This is a genomic window from Micrococcus luteus, assembly GCF_022664405.1.
GTDB lineage: Bacteria > Actinomycetota > Actinomycetes > Actinomycetales > Micrococcaceae > Micrococcus > Micrococcus luteus.
On the sequence record NZ_JAKRLB010000014.1, the window covers coordinates 53,040 to 68,384 of the forward strand.

General features: G+C 72.3%; 13 protein-coding genes and 2 pseudogenes. 9 read left to right on the top strand and 6 right to left on the bottom strand.

Annotated features, from left to right (window positions below; all coding sequences use genetic code 11):
* Nucleotides 1-19 precede the first annotated feature (19 nt).
* The 4 genes from msrB to MF605_RS07820 all read left to right on the top strand — a co-directional run bounded on the left by msrB (nucleotide 20) and on the right by MF605_RS07820 (nucleotide 4,795).
* Nucleotides 20-535: a peptide-methionine (R)-S-oxide reductase MsrB gene (msrB, locus tag MF605_RS07805; RefSeq protein WP_020627848.1), complete on the top strand. Its 516-nt coding sequence runs from the start codon at nucleotides 20-22 to the stop codon at nucleotides 533-535.
* Nucleotides 536-610: 75 nt separating this feature from the next.
* Nucleotides 611-1,225 (top strand): DUF3000 domain-containing protein, encoded by a 615-nt coding sequence (locus MF605_RS07810; protein ID WP_078025483.1) that lies wholly within the window; start codon nucleotides 611-613, stop codon nucleotides 1,223-1,225.
* A 71-nt stretch (nucleotides 1,226-1,296) separates the two neighbouring features.
* A complete protein-coding gene (locus tag MF605_RS07815) occupies nucleotides 1,297-2,547 on the top strand; it encodes a ribonuclease D (protein ID WP_069941680.1) in 1,251 nt (416 codons plus the stop codon).
* Between the two features lie 76 nt (nucleotides 2,548-2,623).
* Nucleotides 2,624-4,795, top strand: a complete 2,172-nt coding sequence (locus tag MF605_RS07820) for a 3-hydroxyacyl-CoA dehydrogenase NAD-binding domain-containing protein (RefSeq protein WP_208857715.1) — start codon at nucleotides 2,624-2,626, stop codon at nucleotides 4,793-4,795.
* Nucleotides 4,796-4,836: 41 nt separating this feature from the next.
* On the opposite strand, the gene MF605_RS07825 is transcribed toward MF605_RS07820, so the two are convergent.
* Complete coding sequence (locus MF605_RS07825; protein ID WP_134416471.1) at nucleotides 4,837-5,493, bottom strand: hypothetical protein; 657 nt, start codon at nucleotides 5,491-5,493, stop codon at nucleotides 4,837-4,839.
* A 94-nt stretch (nucleotides 5,494-5,587) separates the two neighbouring features.
* Between MF605_RS07825 and MF605_RS07830 the strand changes: the two genes are divergently transcribed.
* Nucleotides 5,588-6,100, top strand: a complete 513-nt coding sequence (locus tag MF605_RS07830; protein WP_078025486.1) for a Rieske (2Fe-2S) protein — start codon at nucleotides 5,588-5,590, stop codon at nucleotides 6,098-6,100.
* Between the two features lie 7 nt (nucleotides 6,101-6,107).
* Here MF605_RS07830 and MF605_RS07835 read toward each other — a convergent pair whose 3' ends face one another.
* Genes MF605_RS07835 through dxs form a run of 4 tightly spaced genes read right to left on the bottom strand, consistent with a single transcriptional unit; the run spans nucleotide 6,108 to nucleotide 9,945 of the window.
* Nucleotides 6,108-6,437 carry a PLD nuclease N-terminal domain-containing protein gene (locus tag MF605_RS07835; RefSeq protein ID WP_020627854.1) on the bottom strand — a complete coding sequence of 110 codons (330 nt, stop codon included), beginning with the start codon at nucleotides 6,435-6,437 and terminating at the stop codon, nucleotides 6,108-6,110.
* Nucleotides 6,437-7,411 carry an aldo/keto reductase gene (locus MF605_RS07840; RefSeq protein WP_041103647.1) on the bottom strand — a complete coding sequence of 325 codons (975 nt, stop codon included), beginning with the start codon at nucleotides 7,409-7,411 and terminating at the stop codon, nucleotides 6,437-6,439. Before MF605_RS07840 ends, MF605_RS07835 begins: the two co-directional genes overlap by 1 nt.
* Nucleotides 7,412-7,414: 3 nt before the next feature.
* On the bottom strand, nucleotides 7,415-7,933 hold the full coding sequence (locus MF605_RS07845) for a hypothetical protein (protein ID WP_041103646.1): 519 nt from the start codon (nucleotides 7,931-7,933) through the stop codon (nucleotides 7,415-7,417).
* On the bottom strand, nucleotides 7,930-9,945 hold the full coding sequence (dxs, locus tag MF605_RS07850; protein WP_052520056.1) for a 1-deoxy-D-xylulose-5-phosphate synthase: 2,016 nt from the start codon (nucleotides 9,943-9,945) through the stop codon (nucleotides 7,930-7,932). The genes MF605_RS07845 and dxs overlap by 4 nt, the downstream gene beginning before the upstream one ends.
* 501 nt (nucleotides 9,946-10,446) lie before the next feature.
* Between dxs and MF605_RS07855 the strand changes: the two genes are divergently transcribed.
* The 4 genes and pseudogenes from MF605_RS07855 (at nucleotide 10,447) to MF605_RS07870 (ending at nucleotide 14,412) form a co-directional block, all read left to right on the top strand.
* Complete coding sequence (locus MF605_RS07855; protein ID WP_041103644.1) at nucleotides 10,447-11,034, top strand: YdhK family protein; 588 nt, start codon at nucleotides 10,447-10,449, stop codon at nucleotides 11,032-11,034.
* Between the two features lie 89 nt (nucleotides 11,035-11,123).
* A pseudogene (locus tag MF605_RS07860) lies at nucleotides 11,124-13,259 on the top strand (heavy metal translocating P-type ATPase).
* Nucleotides 13,260-13,270: 11 nt separating this feature from the next.
* The gene (locus MF605_RS07865) at nucleotides 13,271-13,606 is read left to right on the top strand and encodes a metal-sensitive transcriptional regulator (protein WP_279638164.1); all 336 of its coding nucleotides are present in this window, start codon (nucleotides 13,271-13,273) and stop codon (nucleotides 13,604-13,606) included.
* Between the two features lie 182 nt (nucleotides 13,607-13,788).
* A complete protein-coding gene (locus MF605_RS07870) occupies nucleotides 13,789-14,412 on the top strand; it encodes a CueP family metal-binding protein (RefSeq protein ID WP_095694653.1) in 624 nt (207 codons plus the stop codon).
* Nucleotides 14,413-14,748: 336 nt separating this feature from the next.
* On the opposite strand, the pseudogene MF605_RS07875 reads toward MF605_RS07870, so the two are convergent.
* Nucleotides 14,749-15,242, bottom strand: a pseudogene (locus tag MF605_RS07875) (transposase family protein); the annotation flags it as partial.
* Nucleotides 15,243-15,345: the final 103 nt, after the last annotated feature.

The following is a 15,345-nucleotide window of genomic DNA, read 5'->3' on the forward strand; positions in this document are numbered from 1 at the left end:
CCGGACCGTTGCACCGGGCATGACCGAGACTCCCCACACCCCCCATGACGGCCCCACCCCCGACCCCGCGCGGGACGTCCCCGCTCCCGAGCAGACCCTGGCCGCCCCGGGCGGCGCCCGCCTGACGGACGAGGAGTGGGCCCGACGGCTCACGCCCGAGGAGTTCCAGGTGCTGCGCCGGGCCGGCACGGAACGGCCCTTCACGGGCGAGTACTGGGACTCGCACGTGAAGGGCGTGTACGCGTGCCGGGCGTGCGGATCCGAGCTGTTCCGCTCGGACGAGAAGTTCGACGCGCACTGCGGCTGGCCCTCGTTCTTCGCACCGCTCGCGGAGGACCGGGTGGAGTACCTGAAGGACACCACCCTGGGCATGGAGCGGATCGAGGTGCGGTGCGCGGCGTGCGGCTCCCACATGGGTCACGTCTTCGCGGGCGAGGGCTATGACACCCCCACGGACCTGCGCTACTGCATCAACTCGATCTCGCTGCGCCTGGCCCCCGCCGACGACGCGGCGGCCCCGGACGGGGCGCGCTGATCCGGTGCGGGAGCGCCGTGGCGTCCACGGCGCGCCCCCGCGGCCCGCTGGGCCCCGCAGCCTAGGCTGACGGGCATGAGCGTGATCGGGCCCCGTCGCCTCTCCGCCGCCCCCGGGGCGGTCGAGGCGCCCGTGCCGCCGGGGGTGTTCCGGCGTGCCCTGGCGGACCTGCGCGATGCGCGGCCACGGACCGAGGTGCGGCTGCGGGAGATCCCGGCACCCGAGGGGCAGGCGCCCTTCGCCGTCGCCCTCGCCGCCGACGTGTGCGACGGGCCGGGCGCGACCGGCGGCGTGCTGGCCACGGGGCGGTTCGTCCTCCTGCACGACCCGGCCCCGGACGCCCGGTGGCCGGGAGGCTTCCGGGCGGTGACCTGGATCCGTGCGAGCCTGGAACCGGACGTCGCACTGGACCAGCTGGCCGGCGCCGTCGCGTGGACGTGGCTCGTGGAGGCGCTCGAGCGCCACCACGCCGAGCACTCCCACGCCGGCGGCACCGCGACGCGCAGCATCGCGGAGGGCTTCGGGACGCTCAGTGCGGCCCCGGACACCACCGACATCGAGCTGCGCGCCTCGTGGACCCCAGCCCCGCGGGACCTCGGCTCGCATCTCGAGGCGTGGTCGGACATGATCTGCGCGTTCGCCGGTCTGCCGCCCGAGCACGCCGCGGACGTCCACACGGCCGGCCCCTGACCGCGCGCCCGCGCCTCCGTCACACCGGGCCCCGGCCCGTCCCCGCCCCGACCTCCCCGAACAGGAGCAGCATGACCGACGCCCCCGAGACGGCCGCCCCGGACGCGCCCCCGCGGCTGATCGCCACACCGGCCGGTGGAGTCCCCCGGCTCACCGACACCCGCGCGGGTCTGGAGGCCTGCGCCGCGGCGCTCGCCGCGGGGACCGGGCCGGTCGCCGTCGACGCGGAGCGCGCCTCCGGGATCCGGTACGGCCAGCGGGCCATGCTCGTCCAGCTCAAGCGCGAGGGCGCCGGCATCTGGCTCGTCGATCCCGAGGCCCTCGACGGGCTGGCCCCGCTGCAGGAGGCCCTCGCGGGCGTCGAGTGGATCCTGCACGCGGCCAGCCAGGACCTGCCCTGCCTGGCCGAGCAGGGGCTGCGCCCCGATCGGCTGTTCGACACCGAGCTCGCGGCCCGGGTGGCCGGCCTGCCGCGCGTCGGCCTGGCCGCGGTCCTGGAGGAGCTGCTGGGGGTCACCCTCGCCAAGGAGCATTCGGCCGCCGACTGGTCGGTGCGTCCGCTGCCCGAGGCGATGCTCACCTACGCGGCGCTCGACGTCGAGCTGCTCGTCCCGCTGCGCGAGGCCCTGATCGCGCGCCTCGAGGCCGACGGCAAGCTCGCGTGGGCCGAGCAGGAGTTCGAGCACGTGCGCACGGCCCCGCCGCCCACGCCGAAGAAGGACCCCTGGCGCGGCACCTCGGGCTCCCAGACGCTGCGCCGCCCCGTGCAGCGCGCGGTCCTCAAGCGCCTGTGGGAGGCCCGCGAGGACCTCGCCCGCCACCGCGACGTCGCCCCCGGCCGGCTCATCCCGGACCGGTCGATCGTCGCCGCCGCGGCCGCCCAGCCGCGCACCGTCCCCGCCCTGCGCCAGACCTCCGGCTTCCACGGCCGCGCCGCGAGCCGCGAGGCCCCGCGCTGGATCGCCGCGATCCGGGCCGGCGTCGAGGACGCCGAGCGGGGCGACGCCCCCGCGGCGCAGATCCGCACCGGGGACGGCCCGCCCCCACCCCGGGCCTGGAAGGACCGGGACCCGGTGGCGGACCGCCGCCTGCGCACGGCCAAGGCCCGCGTCGCCCGTCGGGCCGAGCAGCTGGGGATGCCCACCGAGAACCTCCTCACCCCGGACACCCTCCGGCGGATCTGCTGGACCCCGCCTGCCCCGATCACCCCCGAGACCGTGGACGCGTTCCTGACGGAGCGGGGCGCGCGCCCGTGGCAGGTGGAGAACGTCGGCGCGATCGTCACGGTCGCGCTCCTGGACCCCGATCCCGCCGGCGCTTGAGCCCCCGACGCGGCCGGCCGGATCGGTCCGTCGCGTCGCGTCGACGCGGAGGCTACTCGCCGGTAGTGTGACCCGCATGACATCCGTTTCTCTTGCTTCCTTCGACCACCTGCCCGCCCTGGCCCCGGATGAGGTCGTCACCACCGTCACCGTGACCGACCACGCCCTGCCCGAGGGTGCGGGCACGCTCGCGCTGCTCACGCTGGACAACGGGCAGGGACCCCGCCGGCCCGCGACCCTGGGCCCGGCCACGCTCCTCGGCCTCGGCCGGGTCCTCGACGAGCAGGCCGCCCGGGCCGCCGCGGGCGAGATCCAGGCCCTGGCCGTGACCGGCGTGGAGGGGACCTTCGCGGCCGGGGCGGACCTGTCCCTGATCGCGAGCATCACCGACGACGTCGGCCGCGACCTGGCCCTGCTCGGCCACGCCGTCTACGACCGGCTCGCGGCCCTCGAGATCCCCACGGTCGCGCTCGTGAACGGCCTCGCCCTCGGCGGCGGCCTCGAGCTGGCCCTGGCCGCCGGACACCGCGTGGTGGCCGCCGACGCGAAGGGCTTCGGCCTGCCCGAGGTCCGGCTCGGCCTGATCCCCGGCTGGTCCGGCGTGTGGCGCGTGCCCCACCTGATCGGCCCGGAGGCCGCCGTCGACGTCGTGCTGAAGAACCCCCTCGACGACAACCGCATGCTCGACGCCCGCGCGGCGCACGGGCTGGGGCTCATGGACCGGATCGTCGAGGGGGACCTCCTCGACGCCGGCCTCGAGCTCGCCGCCGCCCTGGTCACCGGGGACGAGTCCGTGGCGGCCGAACTGGCCGCCCACCGCGACCGCGACGTGTCCGACGCCGCCTGGGACCGCGCCCTGGCGGCGCTGGAGCGGCTGCAGGCCGCCCGTCCCGGTCGCCACCTGCCGGCGCGCCGTCACCTGGAGGCCCTGTTCACCGGGGCCCGCACGCGCACCCGCGCCGAGTCCGCCCAGGCCGAGGCGGACGCCCTCGGGACGCTGCTGCACTCCCCCGAGTTCCGCCGCACCGTGTACGCGTTCCTCGGCCTCGTCCAGGGCCGCGCCAAGCGCCCCGCCGGCGACCCGGGCCGCGAGCTCGCCCGCGAGGTCCGGAAGGTCGGCATCGTCGGTGCGGGCCTGATGGCCGGCCAGCTCGCCCTCGTCTTCGCCCGGCACCTGCGGGTGCCCGTCGTGATGACGGACGTCGACGCCGAGCGTGTCGAGCGCGGCCTGGCGGGCGTGCGCGCGCAGGTCGAGAAGATGGTCTCCCGTGGACGGCTCTCCGCCGAGGACGGCCAGGCCCTGGCCGGGTTGATCACCGCGGACACGGACAAAGCCGTGTATGCGGACGCCGACATCGTCATCGAGGCCGTCTTCGAGGAGCTCGAGGTCAAGCGCACCGTCTTCCGCGAGCTCGAGGGCATCGTGCGTGAGGACGCCATCCTGATGACCAACACCTCGAGCCTGTCCGTGGCCGCCATGGCCGAGGTCCTCGAGCGTCCCGAGCGCCTCGTGGGCTTCCACTTCTTCAACCCGGTGGCGGTCATGCCGCTCGTGGAGATCGTGCGGACCGAGGCGACGACGGACGAGGTCGTGGCCACCGCGTTCGAACTGACCCGCCGGCTCCGCAAGACCGGCGTGCTCGTCCACGACGCCACCGCGTTCGTGGTCAACCGCGTCCTGCTGCGCATGATGGGCGAGGTGCAGAACTCCTTCGACGAGGGCACCGACGCGCACGAGGCCGACCACGCGCTGGACCCGCTGGCCCTGCCGATGACGCCGTTCACCCTCCTGGCCATGGTCGGCATCCCCGTGGCCCAGCACGTGTCCGAGTCCCTCTCCGCGTCCTTCGGCGCGGAGCGCTTCCCGGTCTCGGCGAACCTGCAGCGCCTGATCGACGCCGGCAAGACCGCGATCTGGGCCAAGGACGTCCGCCCGGACCGGCGCGACGAGGAGGCCGCCGGCGCGACCGGCGAGCAGATCCCGGAGGCGACCGCGGCCCTGCTGGAGCAGGGCTCGACCCCGCAGACCTCCGAGGAGCTGCTGCGCCGGGTCGAGGACGCGCTGGCCGAGGAGATCGGCCTGCTCCTGGACGAGCGCGTCGTCGCGGCCCCCGAGGACGTGGACCTGTGCATGATCCTCGGCGCCAACTGGCCCCTGCACCTGGGCGGCATCACGCCGTACCTGGACGACTGCGGGGCCGCCGAGCGGGTGAACGGGCGGCGCTTCCACCCGGCCGCGCAGGCCTGACCGGCCCCGGCCGGGCCGTCCGCGACGGCCCGGCCCACGGCTCAGGCGATCGGCAGCCCGGCGAACGTCACCACGTGCGCGTCGAGCCCGGCGGTCGCCGCGGCCTGGTCGGCCACGGGGGTCGAGGCGGTGCCCCCGCCCCAGTCGGAGGCGACCACGGCGCCCTCGCGCACGAGGTGCGCCCCCAGCTCCACGCCGTCCGTGACGACGGCCACCCGCACGTCCGACCCGCCCGCGTCCGCCGGGCGCAGCTCGGCGCGGGGCACGCGCAGCCCGCCCTGCAGGGGCGAGGCCTCCTCGAGCCGGTCCACGGCGAGCGGGCCCTCGGCGGCCACCCGCGCGAGGAGGAGGTACTCCGCGTACGAGGGCAGCACCGCGGCGTCGATGCCGGCCCGCTCACGGTCGATGCGCACCCGCTGGGCTCCGGCGGAGTCCTCGTGGGTCGTCCATGCCCAGCCGTCCCCGTCGGGCGTGAAGCCGACCTGCGTCTGGGCGAGGTAGCGCTCCGGCAGACCGTCGCGGGCGGCGCGCTGGGCGGTTGTGGGGGCGAAGCCCGTCCGGGTGGTCAGCACGCCGTCCTCCAGCACCCGGTGCAGGAAGCCGACGTGCACGTCGTCGAGGGTCACGGCCTCCCACCGCTCGAAGGGGGTGAGGTCGAAGCGGGCGGCGCCGGTGGGGCGCGGGGCGGGGTCGGTCACGGCGGTGCTCCTGGGGCTCGGGGGTCCGTCCCCTCGATCCTCGCACCCGTGGGGCCCGGTCGCATCCGCCCTCGCCGCGGGCGATAATGGGTCGATGACCACGCAGGACTCCCCCCTCACCCCGAACTCCTCCCGGTCCGCCTGCTGCGGCGGCCACGCCCGCCCGGACACCTCGCGCCGCACCGTCCTGGGCCGCGGCGCCGCCGTCGCCGCCGCGGGCGCCGGCGCACTCGCGCTGACCGGCTGCACGGACCAGCTGCGCGAGAAGGACACCGCGCAGGACCACTACACCGGCTCCGACGCCGTCGACGCGCTGCCCGCCGCCGAGCTGCCCGTGGGCGCGTCCCGCGAGGTCCAGGTGCAGGGCCGGACCCTGATGATGCACCGCGTGGACGAGACCACGGTGACCGCCTTCACCAACGTGTGCACGCACCAGGGCTGCCTGCTCCAGGTCGTGGACCGGCAGGAGGGCCCGGCCTACGCGTGCCCCTGCCACGGCTCGCACTTCGACGTCACCTCGGGCAAGCCGTTCGGCGGCCCGGCCCGCCAGGCCCTCATGGACTACGACGCGGCCGTCGTCGACGACCGCATCGTCGTCAAGCTCTGAGCCCGGCTCATTCCTCCGGCGCGCCGTAGCGCCGGCGCGGGGGCACCACGACGGCGGAGCGGTCGTTGGGGTCCCACGCCGGCTGCTCGCGCCGCCGCGCCGGGTAGTAGCGGTGCCGCCACCAGAACCAGATGAGCGCCCCCAGCACCGGCAGCAGCAGCATGAGGCCGACCCACGGCAGGCGCGCCCGGGCGTCCAGGGGGCTGCGGCCCAGCGAGACGAAGCCGGCCACCCACAGCGCACCGGCCACGACGGACACGGTCCAGCCCAGGGCGGCCTCCCCCGGCGTCGGCACGAGCGGGGTCGCGGCGGCCGCGCCGGTCAGCGCGCCGGCCATCAGAAGAGCGCGACCTTCTCCGGGCCCGGGAATAGGGCGTCCAGCTCGGCCAGGTCCTCCGCGGTGGCGAGCCAGTCGGCCGCCGCCGCGTTCTCCACGACCTGCGCGGCACGGGTGGCGCCGGCGATCACGGAGGACACCGGTCCCTGCGCCGCCAGCCACCCGATCGCGGCCTGGACCTCGGTGATCCCCCGCTCCCGGGCGAACCGGCCGAAGGCGGCCAGCTGCTCCAGGTCGGCGTCGGCCACCATGTGCTGGCGCACGTGGGACAGGCGCGAGCCCTCGGGGGCGTCGCCCTGCGAGTACTTGCCCGTGAGCAGCCCGTTGGCCAGCGGGAAGTACGGCAGGACGCCGAGCCCGAACTCGGCCGCCGCCGGGACCACCTCGAGCTCGGCCCGGCGGTCCAGCAGGTTGTAGTGGTTCTGCGCGGACACGAAGCGCTCCACGCCCAGCTCGCGGGCCACGTACTCGGCCTGGGCGATCTGCCACCCGGCCCGGTTCGAGTGGCCCACGTAGCGGACCTTGCCGGCGCGCACGAGGTCGTCGAGCGCGCGGAGGGTCTCCTCGATGGGCGTGGCCGGGTCCGGGGTGTGGAACTGGTAGAGGTCGATCCAGTCGGTGCCGAGGCGGCGCAGGGAGTCCTCGACGGCGCGCACGATGTACCGGCGGGAGCCCCGCGCGCCGCCGTCGTCGCCGGCGACACCGCCCATGTCCATGCCGAACTTGGTGCCGATCACCACCTCGTCGCGGCGGGCGCCCAGGGCGCGGCCGAGCCGCTCCTCGGACAGGCCGGGCTCGGCGCCGTAGACGTCGGCGACGTCGAAGAAGGTGATGCCGGCGTCGAGCGCGGCGTGGACGACGTCGTCGGTGCCGGCCTGCTCCAGCGTGGCGGTGCCGGGGCGGCCGAGGTTGTTGCACCCCAGGCCGACGACGGAGACGGTCAGCCCGGAGCGGCCGAGACGGGTGTGGCGCACGGGTCAGCCCTCCTGCTCTGCGGTGCGGACGTCCACCTTGTTCGGCTGCACGCCGTCGGCGCGCTTGGCGGCCGCCGGGATCTCGGCGGCGGCCTTGCGGGCGTGGGGGGTCCGGACGCGCAGCACGAGGGCACCGACCTCCTCGACGACGTCCTCGACCTCGCCGAGACCGCGCCAGGCCAGCTGGTGGGTCATCTCGACGCGCAGCCGCTCGACGGTGCGCCGCTCGATCGCCGTGGCCTCCCGGCCGCGGAGCCGGTAGGCCACCGGCAGCACGGCGAAGGTCGCGGGGTCCGCCTCGGCGAAGCCCTCCTCCGCGCCCTGCGCCACGAACGCGGCCAGCAGCTGATCACCCTCGGCCTGGTCGGCCAGGGGCTGCTCCCCGACGGTGCCGGGCTGGCCGACCCGGCCGTGGTGGACCACGAACTCCCCGGCCTCCGCGTCGGCCCATGCCTCGCGGTACTCAAAGAGGCGGGCGCCGTCGTCGCCGACGCTCTCACGGTACAGCCGGACGATGCTCATGCCTGCTCCTGGTGGTGGGGGGCGGCCGCGTCCTCGGGGACGGGCCGGGCGTACGGGACCTTGGCGCCGAGGACCTGGGCGACGGTGTCCTGGGTGATGCGCTGCGCGGTGAGGCCCACGCGGGCCAGCACCTGCTCGCGGCTGCCGTGGGCGAGGAACTCGACCGGCAGGCCGACCTCGTTCAGGGCGGTGTCCACGCCGGCCGCGCGCATCTCCTGCCGGATCCGCGAGCCGACGCCGCCGGCCCGCACCCCGTCCTCGAGGCACACGACGATCCGGTGGCGGGCGGCCGTGTCGATCACGGACCGGGCCACGGGCAGGACCCACCGCGGGTCGATCACCGTGGCGCTGATGCCGTGCCGCTCGAGCCGTTCGGCGACGTCGAGGCCGAGCTCGGCCATCGCGCCCACCGCCACGATCAGCACGTCCCGCTCGGCGCCGTCGCGTCCGCCGGCCTCGCCCCGCCGGGCGAGCACGTCCGTGCCGTCCGACAACCGCTCCAGGGCGCGCACCGACTCCCCGACCGAGCCCTTCGCGAACCGCACCACGGTGGGCGCGTCCTCGACGGCGACGGCCTCGCGCAGCTCCTCCCGGAGCGTGTCCGCGTCGCGGGGCGCGGAGATCCGCAGCCCCGGCACCGACTGCAGCAGGGCCAGGTCCCACATGCCGTGGTGGCTCGGGCCGTCCGGCCCGGTGACGCCCGCGCGGTCCAGCACGAACGTCACGCCTGCACGGTGCAGGCCCACGTCCATGAGCACCTGGTCGTACGCGCGGTTGAGGAAGGTCGCGTAGACGGCCACCACGGGGTGCAGACCACCGAAGGCCATGCCGGCGGCCGAGGTGACCGCGTGCTGCTCGGCGATGCCGACGTCGAACACCCGGTCCGGATGGGCCAGCGCCATCGGGGCCAGGCCCACGGGGTTCTGCATGGCGGCGGTGATGGCCACGACGTCCGGCCGCTCATCCGCGATCGCGACCATCTCCTCGCCGAACACGGAGGTCCAGGACTGGGCCGTCGACGAGGTGATGGGCTCGCCCGTGGAGGGGTCGATCACGCCGATCGCGTGGAACTGGTCCGCCTCGTGCGCGACCGCCGGCGCGTAGCCGTGCCCCTTCTCGGTCATCGCGTGGACGATCACGGGCCCGCCGTACGCCCGCGCGTCCTCGAGGGCCTCCTCCATGGCGGTGAGGTCGTGGCCGTCGACCGGGCCGATGTACTTCATGCCCAGGTCCTCGAACAGGCCCTGCGGCGCCCAGAGGTCCTTGAGACCCTTCTTCGCCGCGTGCAGCGGCCGGTACACCAGCTCGCCCGCGAGGCCGGCCTCCTGGAGGCGGTGCTTGAGGTAGTCGAGGGTCTGCTCGTAGCGGTGGTGGGTGCGCACCTTGTCCAGCACCCCGCGGCGCAGTCCGCCCAGGTGCTCGGCGACGCCGCCCACGGTGGGCGCGTACGAGCGGCCGTTGTCGTTGACGACGATCACCACGCGCCGGTCCCGGCCGGCGGCGATGTTGTTGACGGCCTCCCAGGCCATGCCCCCCGTGAGCGCACCGTCGCCGATCACGGCCACCACGGTGCGGTCCCCCTGCCCGGTCTGCGCCCAGGCCCGCGCGATGCCGTCCGCCCAGGAGAGCGAGCTGGAGGCGTGCGAGGACTCCACCACATCGTGCTCGGACTCCGTGCGGTCGCCGTAGCCGGACAGACCGCCCTCCTGGCGGAGCGTCGTGAAGTCCTGGCGTCCGGTGAGCAGCTTGTGCACGTACGACTGGTGACCCGTGTCGAAGATGACCGCGTCCTTCGGCGACTCGAAGACGCGGTGCACGGCCAGCGTCAGCTCGACGACGCCCAGGTTCGGTCCGAGGTGGCCGCCCGTCTTGGAGACGTGGGCGATCAGGTAGGCCCGGATCTCCGCCGCCAGCGCGGTCAACTGGTCCTCCGTGAGGGCCGACAGGTCCGCCGGGCGGGCGATCTGCGGCAGCAGCGGGGCGCCGGGGCTCGTGGGGGGCAGATGTTCCATGGTGCGACCAGCCTACTCCGCGGCTCCGCACCCGGGCGGGACGCGGGCGGCGGCCCGCGCGGGCGGGCCCCGTGGATCAGGCCTTCGCGGCGATCTGACGGAGCACGTACTGAGACATGCTTCGCTCTGCCTGGCGATAGTTGCACAGCTTCCGTCGGCTCTCAGGATCCCTGTCTCGATGGGACGCCCGACGATGCAACCGGACAAGACCAATTTCTCTTGGGTGATCGGCGGTACTGGGATCGTCTTCTCACCACGGTGATGTTCACGAGACGACGCAGCCGATCCCGTCACGACGGCGAGCGAGGTGAGCCCGTCCGTTCGGGCCTCGATTCCATCTGCGACCAGAGCCGCCGAGCCGATGTTCTCCATCGCAGCCTCAGCGCTGCCACCCCGGGTCGATTGGATCTTGGCCGGGCGATTCCATGCCCGCCGATCGACATCGACTTGATACCCGGGAGGGGTATAGCGTTGATTGGACCAGAACGAACAGGAGACTTCATGCGCAAGCACCTCATGACCACCGTCGCCGCAGGAGTGCTCGGAGGAGCGCTCGTGTTCACCGGCTGCAGCACCGGCGGCGACCAGGACCAAGGGACCCCCTCGACGACCAGCCAGCACGAGGGCCACGGCAGCAGCTCTGACAGCGGCGGGATGGAGCATCCGATGGACGGCGGCCCCGCCCCCGAGGGCATCGAGACGGCTGCGTCGCCCACATACCCGGTCGGCACCGAGGTCACGCTCACCGCCGACCACATGGAGGGCATGGACGGTGCGAACGCGACGATCGCCGGCGCGTACGACACGTACACCTATGCGGTGGACTTCACGCCGTCCGCAGGCGGGGAGCCGGTCAAGGACCACAAGTGGGTCGTCCAGCAGGAGATCAAGGACGCCGGAGATGAACGTCTGGCCGACGGCACCGAGGTCACTCTCGAGGCCGAACACATGGAAGGCATGAAGGGCGCGAAGGCGACCATCGCCTCCTCCACCGAGGAGACCGTCTACATGGTCGATTACGAGTCCGACGGCATGACGATGACCAACCACAAGTGGGTCGTCGAGAGCGAGCTCAAGCCGGCCTCCTGAGCCGATCGCCGCGGGCGCGCTGAAGGTCCGCGGCGAAATACGACCCGATCGAAGGAAAGATCGGGGAATGACGAGGGGAAGCGAAGAGCATGACGGACCCGACCACGCATCACCATGACCACGCCGGCGTCGCGACCACCGAGTCCGGCCACCGTGACGACTCGCGCGCCGAGAACGAAGACCACACCATGGAACACGGTGACCACGCCGGGCACGGTCATCACGGCGGTGGTCACGCGGGCCACGGCGACCACGTCGGCCAGTTCCGGCGGCTGTTCTGGATCAACCTGATCATCGCCATCCCGGTGGTCGCGTTCTCCCCCATGTTCGCCATGCTCCTGGGCTACTCGGTCCCCAGCTGGGCGGGCTGGGTCGCCGCAGTCCTCGGCTCCGTCATGTAGGCCTGGGGCGGCACCCCGTTCCTCACCGGTGCTGTCAGCGAGCTGAAAAGCCGCCAGCCGGGGATGATGCTGCTCATCGCGCTCGGCATCACCGTAGCGTTCCTCGCCTCCTGGGCCGCCACTGTCGGTCTCGTCCACCCCGAGCTCGAGTTCTGGTGGGAGTTGGCGCTGCTGATCGTCATCATGCTGCTGGGCCACTGGATCGAGATGCGCTCACTGGCCCAGACCACCTCGGCGTTGGACTCCCTCGCCGCGCTGCTCCCTGACGAGGCTGAGCGTATAGAGGGAGACGACGTCGTCAAGGTCGACCCGGCAGAGCTGCGCGTCGGCGACGTCGTCATCGTCCGGCCTGGCGGCAGCGTCCCCGCCGACGGCACCATCGTCGACGGCCGCGCCGACATGGACGAGTCCATGATCACCGGCGAATCACACCCCGTCGCCCGCGGCGAGGGCGAGAACGTCACCGCCGGCACCGTGGCCACCGACTCCGGCCTGCGCGTAGAGATCACCGCCACCGGCGACGACACGGCTCTGGCGGGCATCAACAGGCTCGTCGCCGAGGCGCAGGGCTCATCCTCCCGTGCCCAGCGCATCGCCGACCGGGCTGCGGCCCTGCTGTTCTGGTTCGCCCTCGGAGCTGCGCTGATCACCGCCGTCGTCTGGACGCTCTTCGGGCTCCCCGACGACGCGGTCGTTCGCACCATCACTGTCCTCGTCATCGCCTGCCCCCATGCGCTGGGTCTGGCGATCCCTCTGGTCGTGTCCATCGCCACCGAGCGCGCCGCCCGCGGCGGCGTCCTGATCAAGGACCGCCTCGCCCTGGAGTCCATGCGCCAGGTCGACGCGGTGCTCTTCGACAAGACCGGCACCCTGACCAAGGGCGAGCCCACCGTCACCGGGGTGGAGCCGACCGGCGGCCTGAATGCCGCACAGCTCCTCGCCCTGGCCGCCTCCGCCGAGGCCGACAGTGAGCACCCCCTCGCCCGGTCCATCGTCACCGCCGCCAAGGAGAAGGGCCTCGCCGTCGAACCGGCCAGCGGGTTCACCTCCTCCCCGGCGGTCGGCGTCACCGCGACGGTGGCCGACCATGAGATCCGCGTCGGCGGACCCCGTCTGCTCGAGGAGACCGGCCAGGACGAGATCGGTGTCGCCGACGAATGGCGGGCAGAGGGTGCGATCATCCTGCACGTCCTCCGCGACGGCAAGGTCATCGGCGGTCTCAAGCTCGCCGACGAGGTTCGCCCAGAGTCCCGCGACGCCGTCGATGCGCTCCATCAGCTCGGCGTCGAGGTCGTCATGATCACCGGCGACGCGGAAGCCGTGGCGAACGAGGTGGGAAGAGAGCTCGGCATCGACCGGGTCTTCGCCGGCGTCCGCCCCGGGGACAAATCCGCCAAGGTCGACCAGCTGCAGAAGGAGGGCAAGAAGGTCGCCATGGTCGGCGACGGCGTCAACGACGCCCCTGCCCTGGCCCAGGCCGACGTCGGCATCGCCATCGGGGCCGGCACCGACGTCGCCATCGCCTCTGCAGGTGTCATCCTCGCCAGCTCCGACCCGCGTAGCGTGCTCTCGGTGATCCAGCTCTCCCGTGCCGCATACCGTAGAATGAGGCAAAACCTGTGGTGGGCTGCAGGGTACAACTTGCTCTCTGTGCCGCTCGCGGCTGGCGTGCTCGCACCCGTCGGCTTCGTCATGCCGATGTCAGTAGGTGCGATCCTGATGTCGATCTCCACCGTCATCGTCGCGCTCAACGCCCAGCTGCTGCGTCGCATCGACCTCGCCCCAGCTGCCAGCACCCGCTCCGTCCTGGAGCACCAGAAGTGAAGGACACACCCGTGACCACTGAAACTGCAGCCGATGAGACCGGTAACGACACCGGAGCCCACCGGTACGGCTACATCAGTGTCAAGGACCGCTACCGCAACCGCATGAAGCGTATCGAAGGCCAAGCCCGCGGCATCACGAAGATGATCGACGACGAAAAGTACTGCATCGACATCCTCACCCAGGTCTCGGCCCTCACCCGCGCCCTGCAAGGAGTGGCGACCGGTCTGCTCGATGACCACCTCAAGCACTGCGTGCTCGACGCCGCCAAGAAAGGCGATGAAGACGCGGCCATCGCCAAGATCCAGGAGGCCAGCGACGCCATCAATCGCCTCGTGCGCTCCTGACACCAGCCGATGTCTTCGACACAGGGTGCCTCGGACCGGTGGACCCCAGATCAGGACAAGGCTCTTGATGTCTCCGGGCAGGCGTGCTTTGCACCTCGTCGCGCCCTGGGCACCGGCGAACTCGGGATGCCTTCTGTCTAACCTGACGACATGAACACGTTCACCTGAGAAAAGAGTTGGGCATGCCACTTGCCATTGTTGCTCCGATCCAGTCCTCCAGGAGCCGCCTGAGGATCTGCGCGGCCTTGACCGGTCTGGCGACCAGCGCCGTCCTCCTGCTCAGCGGCTGTGCTGATGCGGGACCGTCCGCTGATGCAGGATCCGATCACTCACTGGTGGTCGAGCACAATCTAGACGGATTGAATGCTCGCGAGATCATCACGCGCCTCGACTCAACGAAGGTGACAGATCGCTCGTCTGAATTCATCGCGTCGATTGAACCCGACCAGCTTGTACTGACCGACGATCAGAACAATCAGACCACCGTGCCGATGCCAGAAGACGAGTTCTACGTCTCTATCGCCCCGTATCGCAGCCAGACTCACGAATGCTACTTCCACAGCCTCACGACCTGCACCGGCGAACTCGCCAATACTGACGTCCACGTCACCGTGGTCGAGGCGACGTCCGGGGAGACCCTCCTCGATGAAACGCTGACGACGTACGACAACGGATTCGTCGGGGTCTGGCTGCCGCGTGGAATTGACGCTACTCTCACTGTCTCAGCTGAAGGCCGCACCGCGAAAAAGGCCATCTCGACCCGCCCCGACGACCCCACCTGCTTGACCGGTCTTCAGTTGGCTTGAGGCCCAGGCCTCATGCTCCTCTGCAGCGGCGACAGATCAGGCGTCGAGACGTCCCATCCTTGGACTCCCACAGGGTCTCGGCGTCCCGATGTGAGGATTCGCCCGAGAGCCGGCTTCAGAGTCATCGCAGGGCATCACCACACCGGGCTGAAGCCTCGTCGACCAATATCAACCAGTGCCAACTGAAGAGCACTACATCGCTCACGCCGCTTCACGACGTGCATTTCGGGGGATCCTCTCTGTCCAGGTCCTCACGCTCATACCTGCCGGTGCTGAGCCTCGCCGAGCTTCTCGAGCACTTGACCTGGATCGTCGATCCGTTCGAACACGCCACTCGGGCGTGTCCGACAATGCCGTTGACCACGCGAGCACAGCATTCAGGACCACGGCAGCCCGGTCCACGATCGCGTACTTGTCGTACGTGCTCGCCAGGCCCGGCCATTGCTGCAGGTGCGCGTCCTGGCGCTCGATCACGTTCCGGCCCGTGTAAGCGTCCAAGTCCAGGCCCGCGGTTCGGCCGCCGGCCGAGCCGCGGCGTCTGCGGTGGCCCTGCTGGTCAGCCGGTTGGGGAGGACGGCCTCGATGCCACCGGCGCGCAGATGGGTGCCGATCGCCCGCGATGAGTACGCCCTCTCGCCCAGCACCGTCGACCAGCTGATGGGTCTTCGTGCTCAGCCCGCTCCGTGAGCGCCCGAGGCCGTGGTCGGCGGGCTCTTCACGCGGATTCCTTGTCGTTCGATCCAGCCCCCCGTGAGCCGGGTGGTGTTCCTCGCGTGCTGATGGGCGCGGGCGATCGTGGAGTCCACTGTAAGCGGCCATGAAAAGCTGCCCATAGGTGGCCAGGGAATGACCCGCTGACGGCCATGAGGACTGCCCAGTGATGGCCACGGGAACTGCCCGGTGCTGGCCATCTGGTTTGCCCGCGTTGCTCGT